The 19,799-nt window shown below is 35.4% G+C and carries 16 protein-coding genes; 4 read left to right on the forward strand and 12 right to left on the reverse strand.

The genetic code is table 11. From position 1 onward, the window contains the following. Nucleotides 1-351: 351 nt before the first annotated feature. Entirely contained in the window at nucleotides 352-798 is a 447-nt protein-coding gene (locus C245_RS0121705) for a hypothetical protein (protein WP_017498720.1), read from the reverse strand. 237 nt (nucleotides 799-1,035) lie between these two features. Then, complete coding sequence (locus tag C245_RS0121710) at nucleotides 1,036-3,360, reverse strand: GH92 family glycosyl hydrolase (protein ID WP_035747137.1); 2,325 nt, start codon at nucleotides 3,358-3,360, stop codon at nucleotides 1,036-1,038. A 178-nt stretch (nucleotides 3,361-3,538) separates the two neighbouring features. Here C245_RS0121710 and C245_RS0121715 point away from each other — a divergent pair, with 178 nt between their 5' ends. After that, nucleotides 3,539-4,162: a M949_RS01915 family surface polysaccharide biosynthesis protein gene (locus tag C245_RS0121715; protein ID WP_017498722.1), complete on the forward strand. Its 624-nt coding sequence runs from the start codon at nucleotides 3,539-3,541 to the stop codon at nucleotides 4,160-4,162. Between the two features lie 307 nt (nucleotides 4,163-4,469). Here C245_RS0121715 and C245_RS0121720 read toward each other — a convergent pair whose 3' ends face one another. From C245_RS0121720 to C245_RS0121770, 10 genes are all read right to left on the reverse strand, one after another. Beyond that, nucleotides 4,470-5,075, reverse strand: a complete 606-nt coding sequence (locus tag C245_RS0121720; protein ID WP_017498723.1) for a GNAT family N-acetyltransferase — start codon at nucleotides 5,073-5,075, stop codon at nucleotides 4,470-4,472. A gap of 118 nt (nucleotides 5,076-5,193) precedes the next feature. Beyond that, complete coding sequence (locus tag C245_RS0121725) at nucleotides 5,194-5,550, reverse strand: hypothetical protein (protein WP_017498724.1); 357 nt, start codon at nucleotides 5,548-5,550, stop codon at nucleotides 5,194-5,196. 191 nt (nucleotides 5,551-5,741) lie between these two features. Further along, nucleotides 5,742-6,920 carry an AIR synthase related protein gene (locus tag C245_RS0121730; RefSeq protein WP_026110216.1) on the reverse strand — a complete coding sequence of 393 codons (1,179 nt, stop codon included), beginning with the start codon at nucleotides 6,918-6,920 and terminating at the stop codon, nucleotides 5,742-5,744. A 156-nt stretch (nucleotides 6,921-7,076) separates the two neighbouring features. Then, entirely contained in the window at nucleotides 7,077-8,564 is a 1,488-nt protein-coding gene (locus C245_RS0121735; RefSeq protein ID WP_051041455.1) for a carboxypeptidase regulatory-like domain-containing protein, read from the reverse strand. A gap of 90 nt (nucleotides 8,565-8,654) precedes the next feature. Continuing rightward, nucleotides 8,655-10,025, reverse strand: a complete 1,371-nt coding sequence (locus C245_RS0121740; RefSeq protein WP_017498727.1) for a CsgG/HfaB family protein — start codon at nucleotides 10,023-10,025, stop codon at nucleotides 8,655-8,657. Nucleotides 10,026-10,084: 59 nt separating this feature from the next. Continuing rightward, nucleotides 10,085-10,543 (reverse strand): curli assembly protein CsgF, encoded by a 459-nt coding sequence (locus C245_RS0121745; protein WP_017498728.1) that lies wholly within the window; start codon nucleotides 10,541-10,543, stop codon nucleotides 10,085-10,087. A gap of 86 nt (nucleotides 10,544-10,629) precedes the next feature. Then, nucleotides 10,630-11,034, reverse strand: a complete 405-nt coding sequence (locus C245_RS0121750) for a CsgE family curli-type amyloid fiber assembly protein (protein ID WP_017498729.1) — start codon at nucleotides 11,032-11,034, stop codon at nucleotides 10,630-10,632. A 333-nt stretch (nucleotides 11,035-11,367) separates the two neighbouring features. Beyond that, nucleotides 11,368-11,847, reverse strand: coding sequence for a hypothetical protein (locus tag C245_RS0121760; protein ID WP_017498731.1), 480 nt, complete (start codon nucleotides 11,845-11,847; stop codon nucleotides 11,368-11,370). Between the two features lie 66 nt (nucleotides 11,848-11,913). Beyond that, nucleotides 11,914-12,540 (reverse strand): hypothetical protein, encoded by a 627-nt coding sequence (locus C245_RS23830; RefSeq protein WP_081603555.1) that lies wholly within the window; start codon nucleotides 12,538-12,540, stop codon nucleotides 11,914-11,916. A 394-nt stretch (nucleotides 12,541-12,934) separates the two neighbouring features. Further along, nucleotides 12,935-15,124, reverse strand: coding sequence for a glutamine synthetase III (locus C245_RS0121770; RefSeq protein ID WP_026110219.1), 2,190 nt, complete (start codon nucleotides 15,122-15,124; stop codon nucleotides 12,935-12,937). Nucleotides 15,125-15,555: 431 nt separating this feature from the next. On the opposite strand from C245_RS0121770, the gene C245_RS0121775 reads away from it, so the two are divergent. The 3 genes from C245_RS0121775 (at nucleotide 15,556) to C245_RS0121785 (ending at nucleotide 19,763) form a co-directional block, all read left to right on the forward strand. After that, on the forward strand, nucleotides 15,556-16,572 hold the full coding sequence (locus C245_RS0121775; RefSeq protein WP_017498734.1) for a glutamine synthetase beta-grasp domain-containing protein: 1,017 nt from the start codon (nucleotides 15,556-15,558) through the stop codon (nucleotides 16,570-16,572). Nucleotides 16,573-16,792: 220 nt separating this feature from the next. Then, nucleotides 16,793-17,758, forward strand: a complete 966-nt coding sequence (locus tag C245_RS0121780) for a TerC family protein (protein WP_017498735.1) — start codon at nucleotides 16,793-16,795, stop codon at nucleotides 17,756-17,758. Nucleotides 17,759-17,939: 181 nt separating this feature from the next. Further along, nucleotides 17,940-19,763 carry a T9SS type A sorting domain-containing protein gene (locus tag C245_RS0121785; RefSeq protein WP_026110220.1) on the forward strand — a complete coding sequence of 608 codons (1,824 nt, stop codon included), beginning with the start codon at nucleotides 17,940-17,942 and terminating at the stop codon, nucleotides 19,761-19,763. Nucleotides 19,764-19,799 lie beyond the last annotated feature (36 nt).

Raw genomic sequence — 19,799 nt, forward strand, 5'->3', positions numbered from 1 at the left:
TTTTTTATAATTATTATTGTGATCTATCAGACTAAAACGGTAACATCGTACGTCAGACTGAGCGAAGTCGAAGTCTTCAACAGTATGGATTTAGCGTGTGGGACTTCGACTTCGCTCAGTCTGACATTATGTGCCTAAATACTTTGCTCAGTCTAACCTTAAATGTCTATATACCTCGCTCAGTCTAACCTTAAATGTCTATATACTTCACTCAGTCTGACCTTATGTGCCTATATACCTCGCTTAGTCTAACCTTACATGTCTATATAGTTTGCTCAGTCTGATATTACACACCTATATAGTTCACTAAGTCTGATACCTGTTTGTTCTTTAGGCTACAAATCTTTTTAATTATTTCTTCTTTACTGGAAATTTCCAATCAAATTCGTCTTTATCGTTTATGATTGCACCGATTTCAAACTTCACCACTTCGTCAAATTCTGTTTGAAGGATGAACCAGTTGTCTTCATTAAAGTAATTCTCGAAAGTATCAAAAGTTTCCTGATTGTATTTTGTAATTCCTTTTGTTGCTAAATCTTTCTTTACATCAGCAATTTTTCTTCCGATTAGTTTGAATCCAAAAACTTCTAAATCGCTGCTTGAAGCTACTAAATAACCTAATTTCAGGTCTTCTTCCTGATAAAACGTCAATCTGATCTTTTGTGCATTGTATACAAAAATCACATTATCATCTTCATCTTTATAATTTTTATCAGGCTTTCCTAAAGCAGCTGTAACATCGTTCTGCTTCATTCCGAAAAGCAATTTATCAATTCCTGATTTTAGATTTATTTTCATGTTTACTTTTATTTAAAGTGCAAATTTCGGGAAGTTTTTTGTTGTTTCGCCATTAATTGTAAAATTTTCTCGAATTTAAACCTTGCCCTTTTTTAAGTTACTTTTTTGAGTGTCAGGCTGAGCGAAGTCGAAGCCATTTTACGTCGTGAGAACCCTTCGATTCCGCTCAGCGAAACGGTGTTGGCTTCGACTTCGCTCAGCCAGACAATGTTAATCAATACAACTCATAACACAAAACTAATAACTCTTATTAGGCTTAGCGCTCATATAAAATGTGATCTTTCCTCCATTTATTATATCAGCATGTTTCAGAAAAGGCTTATCTAATTGTTTCCCATTCAAAATCACCTTGCTCACAAACACATTTTTATCGGACTGATTGATGGTTTCTACTTCGAATTTCTTTCCGTTTTCCAGATTAAAAGTCGCTTTTTTCACTAACGGACTTCCTAATGCATATTCGTCAGAACCCGGTGCTACAGGGTAAAAACCTAAACTGCTAAAAATATACCAGGCACTCATTTGTCCAAAATCATCGTTTCCTCCTAAACCGTCAGCTCCGTTTCGGTACATTTTTTTCAGGATCATCCTGATTTTGTCCTGAGCTTTCCATGGTGAATTCGTCCAATTGTATAAATAAACGACATGGTGTGAAGGTTCGTTTCCATGAACATAATTCCCAATGATTCCGTCTCTGGTGATATCTTCCGTGTTTTCAAAATATTTGTCCGGTAAATGCATGTTGAATAAGGAATCCAATCGAACTTTAAATTTCTCATTTCCTCCCATCATTTGAATCATATCAGCAGGATCCTGCGGTACATACAAACTGTAATTCCATGAATTCCCTTCAATGAACCCCTGACCATGTGTATCTAACGGATCAAATTCTTTCTTAAAAGTTCCGTCATTTAACTTCGGACGCATGAACCCCGTTTGCGCATCGTAAACGTTTTTGTAATTTTTAGATCTTGCGATAAATTCCTTATAGATTTCGGTTTTACCTAATTTCTTTGCTGCCTGTGCAATCGCCCAGTCATCATAAGCATATTCGAGTGTTTTTGAAACCGAAGCACCGTTTTTATCTTCTGGAACATAACCTTTTGTCATATAATATTCCAATCCGTCATAATAAGGCACTTTTGCTGTTTTCACACAAGCTTCAAGTGCTTTTTCAGGATCAAAATTGATATTGCCTTTTACAATAGCATCGGCAATTACAGAAACGGAATGATACCCGATCATGCACCAGTTTTCATTGGCATAATGCGACCAAATCGGCAGCATTTTGTGTACACTCTGATCGGAGTGAGCCAACATGGAACTGATCATATCTGAATTTCGGGAAGGCTGTACTATATTGAATAATGGATGCAAGGCGCGATAAGTATCCCATAAGGAGTAACTGGTATAATTTTTAAAGTTTTCGGCTTTATGTACGTTCATATCCAAACCTTTGTAGTTCCCGTCTAAATCTATGTATTCTGTAGGTCCTAAAAAGGCATGATACATTGCAGTATAAAAATTCACTAAATCTTCTTTCTGAAGGGTTTCTACCTGAATTTTGTTCAACTCGTTATTCCAGACTTCCTGACTTTGCTTTTTGACTTTTTCAAAATCCCAACCCGGAACTTCTTTTTTCATGTTTTCAACTGCACCGGCAGAACTTACAGGAGACAGAGCCATTTTGATTTTTATTTTTTCTCCTTCTTCTGTGTCAAAATCGAAGAACAATTTTAAGTTCTGACCTGCCATTTCGGGAAAGTTTTTGGTTTGATCAAATCTTCCCCAAAAGCCTCTGTACACACTTTTCTCCAATGGGGCCTGTCCGTAATTTTTAATGGGCTTGCTAAAACTCATCGCAAAATATACAGTTCTGGTTCTTGCCCAGCCATTGGTCTGACGATATCCGGTAATCAAAGTATCGTTCTCTACTCTAACAAATGTCCATACATTCTTTTTATCGTAATTGTAAATTCCCGAAGTCAAATCTAAAATGATATGTACATCATCTGATTTTGGAAAGGTGTATTGATGCATTCCTACGCGGGTTGTCGCCGTAAGTTCGGCTTTGATTTTATGATCTTCCAAAAGTACACTGTAGTAAGCGGGCTCTGCTTTTTCGGTAGTATGAGAAAATGCCGATCGGTAACCGGACAATGGTTTTGAAGCAACACCGGGATTTAGCTGCAGCTTTCCTGTTGTGGGCATAATTAAAAAATCGCCCAAATCAGAATGTCCAGTTCCGCTAAAATGCGTATGACTAAAACCTACAATCGTTTTATCTTCGTATTGATATCCGGCACAATACTTATAGACATCTCCGTTATATTTTCCATTTGTACTGTAGGCAATTGTATCGGTTTCAGGACTTAACTGTACACTTCCAAACGGAACTGTTGCTCCCGGATAGGTATGCCCCATTTTGGCGGTACCAATCATAGGATCAACATACTGAATCAGATCTCGTTTTTCAATTGTTTTTTTCTGAGCATTAGCGGTATAACCGAATATTAAAAAGGATAATCCAAAAACAAAATTTTTACAATTTATTCTATTCATTAGTTTTCTTTTAATCATTACTTTTTACTTAAAAACAGCAATTGGCATTTTACTAAATCGATTTACCAATACTTTCAGATTCGAAAAATACAACAAAATATGCTTTTTAAAAAATATAAAATGATCTGATCTCAAAAGCTTTTAAATATCTTTGGTTCTGTAAAATGTCACACTATTCATGAAAAACGCTATTTTATTCTGCATCCTTTTTTATACCATTTTCGGTTTTGCACAAAAAACAGAAAGTCATAAACTAACCCAAAAAGAAATCGCTCAAAGAGAACTTGACGGTGTTTCGGAATTTCCAATTTACAGAGCACTCGAATGTTCTGATAAAAGCGGTGTGTATGAATTACTCCTCTGCGAAAATCAAAAAAACATTTCAAAAAAAGATACCTTAAACACGAAGATTCAGGCCATTTACACACTGAATGATCATGGCGGTTTTCTTGAAAAATGGAGAATTAATGATTTACTGGAAGACAGTGATCCTAAAGAAACTACGATCTATTTTTGGACAAAATACTGCAGTACAACAGATCTGGACGGTGATGGACTTATCGATCCGGTGATTGTTTACGGTACGAGAACAGAATACAATGAGATAAGGCGCGTTAAAATTATTACGATCTATCAAAACAAAAAATATGCAATTCGTGCCGTAGAATGCGATCTTGATTATTGCAGAAGTTTTAAAAAGGACTCAACCTGGAATTTACTTCCTCTAAAAACAAAAACCTACCTTAATTCATTAGTTGAAAGGTTAAGAAAGGAGCAAAATTTACTCTTGAAAGACGGGTAAGTAGATCGTTATGGGTTATGGGTTATCAATTATGGGTTATGAATTATGAGTTGCGAGTTGTGTTTAAGAGTTCCGTAGGAACGCCATATTTATAGCAACGGATTTCAAGCCGTTGAAAAAATAATACGACACGTTCAAGAGTTCCAGAGGGGTGGCACATATTATAATGCCATTTTTTTTAAACAAATTATACGTCTGCGATGGGTTTGTAAAATGGACCGAACCGATGGTTCTTCTTTTGCTCTTGTGACGTTTTGACCGGATTAAAATCCGGCCCTACAATATGGGTCGAGGCTAGCGCCTCTTTTTAAAGCTTACGCTTTAGATTTTCCTTTACCTCATCAAACCATTCTTTTTGCAGGATGCTCAACACAATAGAATCACGACGAACATCACTATTAGCGGTTGGCATATGACTTCTTAAAACGCCTTCAACTTTGCAGCCGATACTTTTCATGGCGGCAATACTACGTTCATTATTATTATCGGCACGAAACTCTACACGCTCCACACCAAGGGTTTCAAAGGCAAATTGCAGTAATAAAAATTTACAATGTTTATTAAGCCCGGTTCCTCTAAAAGCCGATCCGTACCAGGTATATCCCAGCTGTAGTGATTTATACTCCAGATTCATGTCGTAGAAACGTGTTGAACCTGCATACTTTTGTGTTTTCTTATCGAAAACTATAAACGGAAATTCTTTTTGATTTTCTCTTCCTTTTATCGCCAGTTGGATATAATTGATCAAATTTTCTTTTCCATCTGCACCTACTAAGGAGTATTTCCAGGTTTCGGGTTCGTTAACAGAGATTTCCAGTAAATTATCGGCATCTGATTCTTGCAAAGGACGTAATAAAACAGAATCGTCTTCTAAAATTATAGTATCGGAGAAATTAAAATTTGATGTGGTCATGAATTCTTTTTTTGAGCTGCTCACTATAAAGCCTTCTATTTACTTTATCTAAAAACTATTTCACAGAGAGACACTACGTTTTGCACAGAGATTCGCAAAGTTTTACAAAATTGATCGTTTATTCATTCATTTCGTCATAGCGCTCGGGAACTTGCGGATCGTATAACGGACATTTGAATTCTTCCATCAGGGAAACCAGTGTATTCATGGTTTTTCCTTCGGTTCCGTAACAATCAATTTTGATGCTTTGCGGTGTGGTAATTACCTGGAAAGCTCCTTTTCCGGTGCTGTTTTTCCAGCTGTTTTCATCCACTCGTTCCCATTGGGAAAAAACGGAATTGATTCTGTTCATAATGACGTCAACAGGAAGTACTGCAAGACCGTCTACTTCTTCTTTTTCTACAAGGGCTTCATAAACTTCATGATGGTTCAGATAAACCTCTTCTAAATATCTCCAAAAAAGTAATTCATACATAGCTTGATGTTTTTTTTAGCCCCGATAGCAGTGAAAATCCTTTTGTGACGGGGTTCGGCACAAAAGATTGTAACGAATAGCGGGATTAGCTCCTAAAAAAGCTAATGATTAATAAAAAAGGCTCTGTTGTAAACTCCGGTATAGAAACCTTTGCTACTCAGAACCTTTGAACTTTTGTAACTCAAAAAATATTAATATTCGAATGTTCCGTACTCGCTGGTAATCGTAAGCTTTTTAGTGTCTGCCGCTTCCACTCTACCTACAATTTGCGCATCGACATTGAATGATTTTGAAATTGCAATAATATCTTGTGCAATATTTTCGGGAACATAAAGTTCCATACGGTGACCGCAATTGAAAACCTGATACATTTCTTTCCAATCGGTTTTAGATTGCTCCTGAATTAATTGGAACAATGGCGGAACCGGAAATAAATTGTCTTTTATAATGTGTAAGTTCTGAACGAAATGTAAAATCTTTGTCTGAGCTCCTCCACTGCAATGTACCATTCCGTGAATATCAGCTGGTGTATAGGTATCTAAGATTTTCTTGATAATCGGTGCATACGTTCTGGTTGGCGAAAGTACCAACTGTCCTGCATTTATTGGACTGTTTTCGACAGCATCAGTTAAATTTACCTGACCTGAATAGATTAATTCTTCGGGTACTGCTGCATCATAACTCTCCGGGTATTTTGCTGCCAAGTATTTTCCAAAAACATCGTGACGGGCAGAGGTTAATCCGTTACTTCCCATTCCCCCGTTATAGCTTTTCTCGTAAGTTGCCTGTCCAAAAGAAGCCAAACCAACGATTACGTCACCGGCTTTTATGTTGGCATTATCTACCACATCGCTGCGTTTCATGCGGGCTGTTACCGTAGAATCTACAATAATAGTACGAACAACATCACCAACATCGGCAGTTTCTCCTCCTGTTGAATGGATGGTTACACCAAAAGATTTTAGTTCGTTGATTAATTCTTCTGTACCGTTGATGATTGCTGAAATAACCTCAGCAGGGATTAAGTTTTTGTTTCTTCCAATTGTTGAAGAAAGCAAAATATTATCGGTTGCTCCTACACACAATAAGTCATCGATATTCATGATTAAAGCATCCTGAGCAATTCCTTTCCAAACCGAAATATCACCGGTTTCTTTCCAGTACATATAGGCTAATGATGATTTTGTACCGGCACCGTCGGCATGCATAATCAAACAGTGCTCCTGGTCTTGCGTTAAATAATCAGGTACAATTTTACAAAATGCCTGTGGGAATAAACCTTTATCAATATTTTTTATGGCGTTGTGTACGTCTTCTTTTGATGCCGAAACACCTCTTTGTGCGTACCTTTTGCTAGAATCTGAACTCATGAAACTTAGTTTGTGTTGATGTGGTGCAAAGATAATCCCTTTTTTTAATTCTTTGATTGATTCGTATGTCTGATTCGCAAAAAAAATCGGCAGGCTTTTAGGCACTGCCGATTTTTTTCTATAAAATTGGTTATCAAAAATTGAGTTTTTAGTATTTTACCTCCAATCCGGCATTGAAGCGTTCTGAAATAGTGTCGTTCTGGAACCATTACTATTGCTGCTGGAAATAGTAACTTTTTGTATCGTGTTGGCTGATAAACCATCGTTTGATGTATTGACATAAATCAGCTCTGCTTCATTTGGAGAGAATTTTACATCGAAATCATTAAATCCATTTGGTTTTTGACTTGCCAGTTCAGTTGAAGTATTGTCCGCAGCTGTGTAAATAAATATTCTGGAGTCTAATCGTCTGTAAGTCGAATTTTCGAATCCTGAAACATCTCTCGTATAGGCAATTTTACTATTGTCTACAGAAATACTAAGACCGCTTGCTCCACCCGTTACTCCGGAAAGTACCTGATACAATACATCACCGGCGGTATTGATCACATATATCTCAACATTGTATCCCGACATATCATTTACTTTAAGTACAATTTGTGACCCGTCCTGACTCCATTCACATTCTGAAATGAATTTTCCGTTTGGCGTTTTAAACAATTGAATCAATCCTGATCCGTCAGAATCAATGCGATACAGTCTGTCAAAATTTGGATAAATAATTTGTCTTCCGTTGGTGCTCCAGCAATAATTAACATACTCCATATTAAATCCTGCTATAGGTATAAAGTTTGTAATTTTTTTGACATCAGTACCATCCGGATTCATTGTGAAAATTTGATTCAAAGATCCGTCAGAACTTATATAAGCAATTCTGTTGATGCTTAAATTTTTTCTCGGTCTGTAGCTGTTTACTTCGGCAGATGACAATTGAAGTTCGTTTCCGGCTTCATCAGCTGTATAAATGACATTGTTATTTTTTACTTTTTTAACATACAAATATCTCGGATTTGGAAATGCCAAAGTCGTAAAAGAGTTTGTGACACTATTTATTGGTTTATTAATTCCATCATCGGCTGTTACCTGCCAATAGTATTTCGTGCTAAAACTTAAACCTGAAATATTAAGCTTTGTGTCTTTTAAATTGGCATAGGTTTTAGTTTCGTCTGTTGTTCCGTTTTTCACTGTCACGGTATAGGTCATCGGATCTGATTCCGGATCTTTTGCCGTCCATGTTAAATCCAGTGTTAGCGGTTGCCCTGTAGCGTTGTCTGTAGGTGCGGTTAATATGGGAACATCTGGTGGTTTGTTGTTGGCAGTAGAGACTTGTAACTCAAAAATAATCTGAACTGTTATGTCTTTCTCCACAGTGGCAGGTTCAAATCTGGCGGTAAAACCATCTTTTTGGGCCTGAAAAGAATATTTTCCCATTGTTATATTATCTATCTCGAAATATCCGTCTTTATCCGAAAATACGGTACTCGTAGTTGGGCTTGAAGAAATACGTGCGTTTTCTATTCCTTCATATGTTCGGGCATCTACTACTCTTCCTTTTACTGCTCCCGTTCCTGTTTCATCGATTTGATCTTCACTACAAGAAACCAAAAGCATAAAGCATATCAATATTTTTAGTCCTATTTTCATTGCGGTCTTGATTTTGTTAAACTTATACTGATTTTTTTCTCAATTTGTTATTGAAAAAATATCACTCTTTGGTATTACACCAGCGAACTATTATTTCTTGTGCTTGGAACTTCTTGGGAAGTAATAAGTGAGTCCCAAACCAAGTCTCCAGTAATAATCATCTCTTTTACCTCTTACGATATAATCAACATTGTCGCTAAAGGTCATATTATATTCTGCGAATAATTTTACTCCTAAATTACTGGTCGCCATATATTCTAAACCACCTCCAAACTGAACTTTACTATGAAAATTTTTGTATTCTTTATTAAATTCAAATCCGTAACCCCCAAAAACAAATGGAGTCAGGATATCGCGAGGCAATATGATACATTCGAGATTGAGATCTGTAGACACATATCCCAATTTGTCTCTTCCTTTATTGGCAATTTTGAATGCATTGGCCGAAGCACTTATGTTAAAAGCCGGAGTGAAAAAATACTTCACCGCTCCTCTGATCATTGGTGCCGGTTCGGGACTTTTATAATCGCCTTGTATAATGGCTGTTCCTCCGGCAACCTCTATACCAAAAAGGCCTCTTTTATCTTCTAAATTTCTATCGTATAATTGTGCCAGATCGGCTTCGCTTTTTTCTGCATCATAGGCAGATACAAAAGCATCGATTTGATTTTGAGGTGCATTCACTTCCCAAAGCTTGTCTTTGATTCCTTGTACAATAAGGCCTTCAACGGCTTTTTCTATGGCTTCGGTAACTGCCAGCTGAATGGGTTCATTTCTTGTAAAACCGGTTTCTACTTCCAAAAGTCGATTTAGATTTACGTATCGAAATAAACTGGCGTCTATACTTTGTGATAAGATGGTCTTAGAAACATAAACAGTGTTTAGTATTTTTCCGTTTGAGGTGGAAACCAATCTTAAATATACCGTAACACGATCTTGTCTGTATCGTGTAGAACCTCCGGCGCCAAAATATCGGGCTCCAAAACCTCCGGTAATAATATTGGTGTCATAGGAAATAATACCACCTTCTAATAAAACTCCTGCAAAGAGTAAAGGCGTCAATACTGTTTCACCGCCTTCTTTTTTTGCTTCATATTCCTGACGTGTAGACCGGATAATGTTTCGTTCGTTTAATAAATTCCCCAGATTCTCACGTTCTATAGGAACGAACCATTTTGAATCTTGAAGTGCTTTTATTAAAATAGAAGTAGCACCCTGAGTAACTGCTGTGCTAAATGTGCTTCCAACTTCAGTCGCTTTGTATTGACCTGTCTGGTCTTTAAATTTATACACCCCTACCACAATCTGTTCTTTTGGTTTTGGCATATCGACTAAGTGTTCAGTTGCAGAAGTGTTTTCTCCAAAAACAGCTTTCTGAACTCCTACGGGTTGATTAAAATAAGCGCCACATCCTGAGAGTAGGCAGGTTATTAACAGTAGAAAAAGGAGAGTTTTATTCATAATTAGTTATTTTTTAATAATAAAACATGAACTTACTTTTATAAAAATCGAATACCAGACTATTTACCCGGTATAATAACTTGCGTTTGCTCGCCAGTTTCAATATCCAGAATATTGACAACCATTCCTAAGTTAGAATTGTAAATATCCACAGACAGCGTTCCGAAGACATAATTACCAGGAGTAAGTCCTCCGCCTCCACCGGTACCGCCTCCAGTACCACCTCCAGAGCCTGTACCTGAACCAAATTGACTATCAAACAATGAATTTGAAATTCTATTGAGCAATTGGTTATTTAAAGTACTTTTAAAACGTTCCAGATCTGTTGGCTGCTTGTATCCGCCATTTGCAGTAGTATCTTTATAATCATTTTGTGCCTGCGCAGAACTAAGCATCCATTGATAATTAAAAGTCTCACCACCGCTAAAAGCCGGATTAATAGGCTTATAAGCAAGATCCTGTGAAAAAGAAACGGTACAAAAACCCAACACAAATACGAATGAAATTAAATTTTTCATATTGCTGTTATTTAGTTTCCTACATTAAAAAAAAGAAAAACTCCTCTACAAAAATTACTTCTCGATTATTAATATTGAGTTATTTATTAATACTGAGTTATTATTTTATTCTGTTTTTCGATGTCTTTAAAATACTTAAATGCTTTTGATGCTGCAGATTCTGCCATGTATTTTAAAAAATCTTCGTCCGGACGCGAAATAAATTCTTCCACTATTTCTCCATCTATCAGAATAGTAATTTTTGTTGTACGTCCAAAAGTCAATTCCTCTTGAACGGTCACGATTTTACTTGTATTAATTCTTAGCTTTGAATATTGTGCATAAAAAAAATCATAAAAATCATTTCCCAGTTTTGTTTTGGTATCATTAGCAACAATCCCGATCATTTCAATTCCATCTACAGGAATTGGTTTAGCGGCATCTGATACTTTATCTTCTCCAAAAACAACACGGTCTTTACCTATCAATTCATTTTTTTCATCATAAATCAATAGCAATATTATAATCTCATCTTCTGGTGTAAAATTGACTTGCGTTTTAGAAAGTTCAACTTTTTGAATCGGTTCTAATGTGACTCTGCCATCCTGAGCATTATTTGATTTATTCGAGTTTTTTTATTTTTTTAAATACAGTCAATTTATAAGATATATTTTTAAACTGCGATTTTAAGTTTTCTGCAGTTCCCGTAATAGCAAGTAAATTTTCTATTTCTTTTACTTCTATTTTGGCTTTTACTTCTATGTGAACTTCCTGAGAAAATCCTGATTCAGAAAAAAAAATAGCAAAAAAATGCAATTAGTAAGTTCAAATACTTTTTCATGACACTAGCGATTGAATATGTAAATTGTCCCCGAGTTTCCCGTTTGATTAATTATTAAATCTTTAGATATCGAATTTGAACCGGTACTGATTACCGATAAATTATTGCCATACTGATTGATTCCCATGGAAGTGATTCCGCGTGAGTACATCGAAAAATCACTTATATAATTATTATTGCCTGTTTGTGTGTAGGACTGATTGATTTCATCAGCATTTTTGTAGACATTCATGTAGTTGTTGTTGCCTGTCTGTTGTGCGGTAACATAAGCATTACTGCTTATGATGGTTAAATTGGCTTGATTGTAATTTCCAATTTGAGCAACTGTTACGATGTTGTTGCTTTTAATATATTGACTTATCGTTTGATTTTGATTGCGATTGTATGCTTCATTTAATAAATAGTCACTTCTATTCACATCAATTACCTGAGCGAATAAAATCCCGGTGATTAGTAAGGATACAAAAGTGGCTAAACGTTTCATAATATATTGTAATTTAAAAAAAGGAAGAACTTAATAGCTCAAGCTCTTCCTTTTTCTGGTTTATTCTTAGTTAGATTGAATTACTACACTTCCATTTAAGAAACCTGTTTGAGTAACTGTGCTCATATGATCATTTCCAAATTGTGCAGTAGCTGCAAAGTTACCGGCTCCGTATTGTTGAATACTAGAGGTGTTGTCCCAGCCTAATTGTAGAGTAGCTGCATTGTTAAACAGTCCTATTTGATCGGTAGATGCAGTGTTGCCATATCCGAATTGAAGAGTCAAAGCGTTATTAGCAAGACCAAATTGATTAGTAGTAGCTGTATTAAAGTTACCAATCTGTAACACATCAGAATTATTGTAAGCTCCAATTTGAGTAGTAACTGCAAGATTACCGAACCAGATTCCTTGAGTGATACTAGAATCGTTATTGTCTCCAATTTGTGTTACAATAGCAACATTTCCTCCTCCTAATTGTCCAACAGTAGACTCGTTATCATCTCCGTACTGTCCTACAATTGCAACGTTGGCAATACCTATCTGGTCAACATCTGAGCTATTAGTTGCTCCTACCTGAACTACCAGTGCACCATTTAATAAACCTGTTTGGTCCACATCACTCATGTTACCTTGCGCAAAAGCTGCGACTCCTACAAACAGCATCGCGGAGATGCTTAAAATTACTCTTTTCATAATAAATATATTTAATTGGTTATTAATACATTTTATTATGTAGGTCAGCGTGATTTAGGGAAATCATGCAATCAAAATCTCCATTCGAAAATAAAAATTAAAGCCTTATTTTCTTTCTTTCATGATCAAAATTAGAAAACTTATCGCCAACCAAAACAGGTATAAATACCTATTTTCCAATATCTTAATTACTTTTCGATGAAGTGTAAAACTATCTCGATGAACTACTTTAATGCTTTTTTTTGTTGGCAAGAAAAAAGCTACTTTTCATAATTTAGTCACAATTCAATTTAAACATTTGTTAAAATAAAGACATAATGATATTATTTTAACAAAACCATAAAAAAATCCCATCTCAATAAAGACGGGACTTAATCGGGTATATTCTAAAATATTACTTCGTAAATAACAATTCTCTGTACTTCGTTAAGGTCCAGCTTTCATCATCTACTAATAATTCTAATTTATCACAATGATTACGAATGTCCTCAAAATAAGGTTTTACGTTATTACAGTAAGCTTCGGCCATTTTTTGCGCATCAGTCAATTGGTTTGCCGTTCTTCGTTCACTCGTCATCGCCAATACTTTAGAATTGATTCCTTCAATGTGTCCTGAAATTTCTTTAATGAGAACTATTTGCTCTTTTGCAATAGTTTCAAACTCTTTACCAAAAATTTCTTTTAATCCTTTTACATTTTCGATTAAAGTATTTTGATAGCGAATAGCCGTTGGAATAACATGATTTCTGGCAATATCCCCTAATACTCGTCCTTCAATTTGGATTTTCTTAGTGTATTCTTCCAATTCAATTTCGTAACGTGCTTCTGCTTCTACGTGATTTAAAATTCCTAATTCATCAAATAACTCCAAAGCTTGTTTTGAAACCTTAGCTTTAATAGCTTCGGGAGTAGTTTTAAAATTACTTAATCCTCTTTTAGCGGCTTCTTTTTCCCAAGCTTCGCTATATCCGTCTCCTTCAAAAAGTATTTTTTTAGACTGCTTGATGTATTCTCTCAAAACATTAAAGATGGCATCGTCTTTTTTCATGTCTTTAGATTCAATCAAAGAGTCTACCTCTGTTTTAAAGTCTCTTAATTGTTTGGCCACAATAGCATTCAAAGTAGTCATCGCGTTGGAACAATTGGCATTTGAACCTACAGCTCTAAACTCAAATTTATTTCCTGTAAAAGCAAAAGGAGAAGTTCGGTTACGGTCTGTATTGTCTAAAAGAACGTCCGGAATTTTCCCAACTACATTTAACTTTAAGTCTGTTTTTTCTTCGGGTGACAATTTTCCAGTAGTTACACTTTCCAATTCTATTAATACTTTAGACAATTGTGCTCCAATAAAAACTGATATAATTGCCGGTGGTGCCTCATTAGCTCCCAAACGATGATCGTTGCTCGCTGTTGCGATAGACGCTCTCAATAAAGTTTCGTAATCATTAACCGCTTTAATTGTATTGATAAAGAAAGTTAAAAACTGTAGATTACTCATTGGCGTTTTACTCGGACTCAATAAATTAACTCCTGTATCTGTTGCCAATGACCAGTTATTGTGTTTTCCGGAACCGTTTACTCCTTTAAAAGGTTTTTCATGAAACAATACTTTAAAATCATGACGCTCCGCTACACGCTGCATCACATCCATTAATAAAGAGTTATGATCTACAGCCAGATTGGTTTCTTCAAAAATCGGAGCTAATTCGAATTGGTTTGGCGCTACCTCATTGTGACGAGTTTTTACCGGAATCCCCAACAGCATACATTCCTGCTCTAAATCTCTCATATACGTTAAAGCACGTGTTGGAATAGATCCGAAATAATGATCGTCTAATTGTTGTCCTTTTGCAGAAGTATGTCCCAGTAAGGTTCTTCCTGTCATCATTAAGTCAGGACGTGAATTGGCTAGTGCTTTATCAATTAAAAAGTATTCCTGTTCCCATCCTAAAGTAGCAGTAACTTTCTTTACATTTTTATCGAAATATTTACAGACTTCCGTCGCAGCCTCATCCATAACGGATAATGCTCTTAATAATGGAATCTTATTGTCGAGCGCTTCTCCTGTATAAGCGATAAATACGGTCGGAATACATAAGGTTGTACCATATATAAATGCCGGAGAAGTTGGGTCCCAAGCGGTATACCCTCTTGCCTCGAATGTATTTCTTATTCCTCCATTCGGAAAACTTGATGCATCAGGCTCCTGCTGTACCAATTGAGCTCCTCCGAATTTCTCTACAGGATCACTTCCGTCATAAGAAGTTTCAAAAAAAGCATCATGCTTTTCTGCTGTTGTGCCTGTAAGTGGCTGAAACCAGTGTGTATAATGAGTTACACCTTTTGACAATGCCCATTCTTTCATCCCCATGGCGATATAATCGGCCAGTTTTCTGTCTATCTTAGTTCCGTGTTGAACGGCATCTCTCACTCCTTTTAAAGCATCAGAAGTCAAAAACTGCTTCATCGCTTTCTCATTAAACACATTTGAACCAAAAATGTTTGACTTTCTGTCTATTTCTTCAAAATGTACAGGCTTTCTGTTGGAAGCTTCTTGTAAAGCTTGGAAACGTAATGTTGACATGTATAGTAGGTTTAAAAATTCGTAATCATTTTCATTAAAAAAAGTGAAACAAATATAATCAATAAAAACCCCTGTTTGAAACACAAAACAGAGAATTTTATTCGATGATTTTTCAACGTTAAGCGGTTTTTTCAAAGAATAATGAATTTGATTCAAAGAAATACAACAAAACACCGCAGTATTATTCATTAAATAAACATTTTTTCATAATTCCTTAAACTAAAAATTTAAAAAACATCCTTGATTTTTACGAATTTGCCTTTTTAAGGTATTAAAAATTACTTTTTTCAAAATATACCCCCTCACAAATTAATCTTATCTAAAAAAATAATACTACTTCAAACAAAATAGCCCCCTAATTTTTAGGAGTATAAAAATAAATCTATATTTGTCCCAACAAAAAAGAAACAAGAAAATTAATTTATATTATTATGGCTAAAATTAAGTTAGAATACATTTGGTTAGACGGATATGAACCAACCCAAAATCTTAGAAGTAAAACTAAAGTTGAAGAGCATGAAAATTTCAAAGGAACATTAGAAGAACTAGGAAACTGGTCATTTGATGGTTCCTCTACTAAACAAGCCGAAGGTGGATCTTCTGACTGTCTTTTGGTTCCTGTTGCAATATATCCAGACCCAACCCGTATCAACGGATGGTTAGTAATGTCAGAAGTTATGTATGCTGACGGAAAACCACACCCTTCTAACGGTAGAGCTACAATTGATGATGATAATGATGATTTTTGGTTCGGATTTGAACAAGAGTATTTTATCATGGATACCAAAACTCAACTTCCACTTGGATTCCCGGTTGGAGGCTACCCTGCTCCACAAGGAATGTACTACTGCTCAGTAGGTGGAAAAAATACTCACGGAAGAAAATTAGTCGAAGAGCATGCTGATCTTTGTATCGCAGCCGGAATTAATTTTGAAGGAATCAATCAGGAAGTTGCCTGCGGACAATGGGAATTTCAATTATTCGCTAAAGGTGCTAAAAAAGCCGGAGACGAAATCTGGGTTGCTCGTTACTTATTAGATCGTTTGACTGAAAAATACGGTTACTATATTGAATACCACCCAAAACCACTTGGAGATACAGACTGGAATGGTTCAGGTATGCATGCTAACTTCTCTAACGAAGTACTAAGAACATGTGGAGACCAGGCTACTTACGAAAGAATCTGTGAAGCTTTCAGACCTGTTACTGCAGAGCACATTGCAGTTTACGGAGCTTACAACGACCAACGTTTAACCGGTAAACACGAAACCGCTTCTATTCACGATTTTTCTTATGGCGTTTCAGACAGAGGATGCTCTATCAGAATTCCATTAATGACCGTACAAAAAGGATGGAAAGGCTGGTTAGAAGACAGAAGACCTGCTTCAAACGGTGATCCTTATAAAATTGCTGCAAGAATTATCAAAACTGTAAAATCAGCATTGTAATTCAGCTTTAGAACATATACAAAAGTGCTAACGTAATGTTGGCACTTTTTTTATGGAATTGTCTGTCCTATCAATCGAAAAGACAAACGTCGTGTAAATTTTGAAAATAACTTTTTAATACTTAACGCTCTGATTCTGCCCGAAAATGACAGACAGGATAAATAATTATAATTGATATAATTTAAAAACTATCTTTGTGAATCACTAAAAAAATACCCTAATGGTTTGGATTTTCTTTTTAATAGCAGTTGCACTTATTCTTGCTTTAGACTTAGGCGTTTTTAACAAAAACCCACACATCATTAGTACTAAAGAAGCAAGTAAATGGACACTGATCTGGGTAACCCTATCCTTTCTTTTTTCAGGAGTTATCTATTGGCTCTATACTACAGATTACATCGCAAATCCTGACAATCTGAAACCCGCCGTTGCTTCCATGAAGTTTATAACCGGTTACCTGATTGAGTTATCTTTAAGTGTGGACAATATTTTTGTGATCGCCATTATTTTTGCATCGTTCAAAATACCACAAAAATACCAGCATCGTGTTTTATTCTGGGGAATTCTGGGAGCCGTTGTTTTCCGTGGACTAATGATTTTCTTTGGTGTAATGCTAATTAATAAATTTGCATGGACCACTTATTTATTTGGAGCCTTTCTGCTTTTTACCGCAATCAAGATGCTGTTTACGGGCGAAGATGAAGATTTTCAGCCTAAAGATTCTTTCATTTATAAAACATTAGGAAAAATCATTCCGATCACTTCCCATATGGAGGGAGAAAAATTCTTCATTCCCACAAAAACAGCAAAAAAAGCAGCCACACCATTATTTGTAGCGTTGATTGTGATTGAATTCATGGATGTGCTTTTTGCCGTAGACAGTGTACCGGCAATTCTAGCCATTACTTCTGATCCTTTTTTAGTGTTCAGCTCTAATATTTTTGCCATACTGGGATTGCGTTCGATGTACTTTTTCCTAGCCAATATGCTGGCAAAATTCAGCTATCTGGAATACAGTCTTATTGCTATTTTAAGTTTCGTAGGATTAAAAATGCTGCTTCACGATTTCATTCACGTACCGGAATGGGCGTCATTAGCCTTCATTGCTGTTTCCCTTTTAGCGGGTATTCTGGTTTCTTTAAAATTTGGAGCAGAAAAAGAACTTACTGATACAAATAAGGAATAGCACTTCAAAATAGTGTCAAATAAAAAAAGGAGATCGTCATGATCTCCTTTTTTTATTTTATACTAAATCTCAAAATCTCTATTGTGTTAAATTATAGTATTACACTTATAATTTAACTTTTTAAAATTTAAAAAATATAATATTAATCCTATTTTTAACCTTATTATAATTTAAAAAAATCATGAGAAAAAATTACATTTATCTTAGCTTATTACTCGTATTTAGTACAATAATGTTTGGACAAAAAGTTACACTTGCACCTACCATGGTTAATGGATTAAGTGTCAGCTCGGGACCAATAAATTTAGGAGGAATTTCCTATTCCTATATATCACTATCTGTTAAAGTAGAAATCCCTAACAATGTTGCAGTTGGAGATCAGGGCACTTTAAAAATTTACTTTTCGAAATTATCCCCACAAAATGTTAACATTGCTATTGGAGGTGACGGAGGCCAATTATATTTTGGTGGCGGGCAATTTGCCACTAGAAATTTTAATATCAATCTTAGCTGGGGAGATTTTTTAACCTCCGGAGGATTTATTTATGCTGAATATAAAAATCCAGCAGGAACAGCCTACAAAAGTTCAAATATTGCCGTTATAAAAAATCCAACACTTAACGGAGGAGGAACAGTGATACCGCCTGCGGATGCACCTGATCCTACAAAAATCTCTAACACTTTATGTTGTAATCAAATTGTAAGATTAGGAGACAAACCTACACCTATAACTGGTTCACAATATCCTAATCCTTACAAAGATCAACCTTATGGAATAAACTCTTCTTGGGAAGCTAATGGAAATGGGAGTGTACGATTTAAAAACTTTGATAATGTAAATCAAATTCTGGAAATTGATCATATCACTGAAATAGGCAATTTTAATGTCATCAGAAGTTTGGGGTATAACCATACTAGTGAGAAACCGAATAAAAGCAACTCAGTAGCTATCACGGTTGTTCCTTCTCCAATATTCAGAAATTCAATTTCAGCTAATGAACAAGTAAATTCAGAAGGATTTATTGAGTTATCAAGTTTAAAAAAAATAGCTATTTCTGGAGAAAATTCAATAGTAAACTTAAAAGTCTTAGAAGATCCATTTTATGTTGTTCAAATGAGAGACCCTGGTGCAAAGGTAGATAGTTATAAATGGGAATACACTACTATTGATAAGGGAATGATAGAAAGATGGACTACCATAACTAATGAAAGCTCTCCAAACTTAAGTTTTTCCGATCCATCACAATTTTCAAATTTTGAAGACACTTATTATCTTATTAGAAGGATAGCTATTTATAAAAATATTTCACAAATTAGTAATCAAATAAAGGTTTTAGTTAGGGGATTGCGTTACAACAATACAATTTGTTGTGATCAAATTTTAAAAATCACATCTCCAAATAGTTTCGAAAATTTACAACTTATCACGGGATCCACAGCCAGTCTTGACAATCCTTATCCAGAGGGTTATGATTTCCGAATTTATTTAACAAATTATCAATGGCAAAGTCAAAGCTTAGAAGGAGGTTATCCTACTACTTCATGGTCAAACATCCCGGGGGCGACTTCTAAAGATTATATTCCTTCACTACCTCTTACTATTGTTACTGATAGAAGAGGGAAATACAGTTTCAAATCGACATATAAATTTAGACGAATTGCTACAATGAATTATGTAGTTTTAGTTAATAGCCAAAATATATATGGAGTAGTTACAAGCCACAGTAACGAAACTTATTTAGACGGTACTGCTTCTCAACCTTATATACAACTTTACCCAAATCCAACTTCTTCAATTTTAAACATTGAAAGTACATCAGATATGCTAAATTCTAAAATTACAATCTCTAACGTTATGGGTAATGTAGTAAATTCAAACAACTTTTCAGTATCAAACCCCAAACTAATAAATATAGATGTCGCGAATCTTCCAACGGGGACTTATTTTATTACAATTGAAAATGAACATGTTGGCACAATTCAAAAAACATTTATCAAACAATAAAAAATGAATATTCATAAAAAAAGGAGATCGTGACGA

Origin of the sequence: Flavobacterium sp. WG21 (assembly GCF_000335775.1) — a bacterium.
Lineage (GTDB): Bacteria > Bacteroidota > Bacteroidia > Flavobacteriales > Flavobacteriaceae > Flavobacterium > Flavobacterium tructae.

What these genes read in the sequence shown, in the direction of transcription:
- C245_RS0121760 (WP_017498731.1), bottom strand. Translation starts at nt 11,847, where the DNA reads ATGAAACGTTTAGCCACTTTTGTATCCTTACTAATCACCGGGATTTTA.
- C245_RS0121775 (WP_017498734.1), top strand. Translation starts at nt 15,556, where the DNA reads ATGGCTAAAATTAAGTTAGAATACATTTGGTTAGACGGATATGAACCA.
- C245_RS0121715 (WP_017498722.1), top strand. Translation starts at nt 3,539, where the DNA reads ATGAAAAACGCTATTTTATTCTGCATCCTTTTTTATACCATTTTCGGT.
- C245_RS23830 (WP_081603555.1), bottom strand. Translation starts at nt 12,540, where the DNA reads ATGAAAAGAGTAATTTTAAGCATCTCCGCGATGCTGTTTGTAGGAGTC.
- C245_RS0121780 (WP_017498735.1), top strand. Translation starts at nt 16,793, where the DNA reads ATGGTTTGGATTTTCTTTTTAATAGCAGTTGCACTTATTCTTGCTTTA.
- C245_RS0121740 (WP_017498727.1), bottom strand. Translation starts at nt 10,025, where the DNA reads ATGAATAAAACTCTCCTTTTTCTACTGTTAATAACCTGCCTACTCTCA.
- C245_RS0121725 (WP_017498724.1), bottom strand. Translation starts at nt 5,550, where the DNA reads ATGTATGAATTACTTTTTTGGAGATATTTAGAAGAGGTTTATCTGAAC.
- C245_RS0121705 (WP_017498720.1), bottom strand. Translation starts at nt 798, where the DNA reads ATGAAAATAAATCTAAAATCAGGAATTGATAAATTGCTTTTCGGAATG.
- C245_RS0121710 (WP_035747137.1), bottom strand. Translation starts at nt 3,360, where the DNA reads ATGAATAGAATAAATTGTAAAAATTTTGTTTTTGGATTATCCTTTTTA.
- C245_RS0121735 (WP_051041455.1), bottom strand. Translation starts at nt 8,564, where the DNA reads ATGAAAATAGGACTAAAAATATTGATATGCTTTATGCTTTTGGTTTCT.
- C245_RS0121720 (WP_017498723.1), bottom strand. Translation starts at nt 5,075, where the DNA reads ATGACCACATCAAATTTTAATTTCTCCGATACTATAATTTTAGAAGAC.
- C245_RS0121770 (WP_026110219.1), bottom strand. Translation starts at nt 15,124, where the DNA reads ATGTCAACATTACGTTTCCAAGCTTTACAAGAAGCTTCCAACAGAAAG.
- C245_RS0121785 (WP_026110220.1), top strand. Translation starts at nt 17,940, where the DNA reads ATGAGAAAAAATTACATTTATCTTAGCTTATTACTCGTATTTAGTACA.
- C245_RS0121730 (WP_026110216.1), bottom strand. Translation starts at nt 6,920, where the DNA reads ATGAGTTCAGATTCTAGCAAAAGGTACGCACAAAGAGGTGTTTCGGCA.
- C245_RS0121745 (WP_017498728.1), bottom strand. Translation starts at nt 10,543, where the DNA reads ATGAAAAATTTAATTTCATTCGTATTTGTGTTGGGTTTTTGTACCGTT.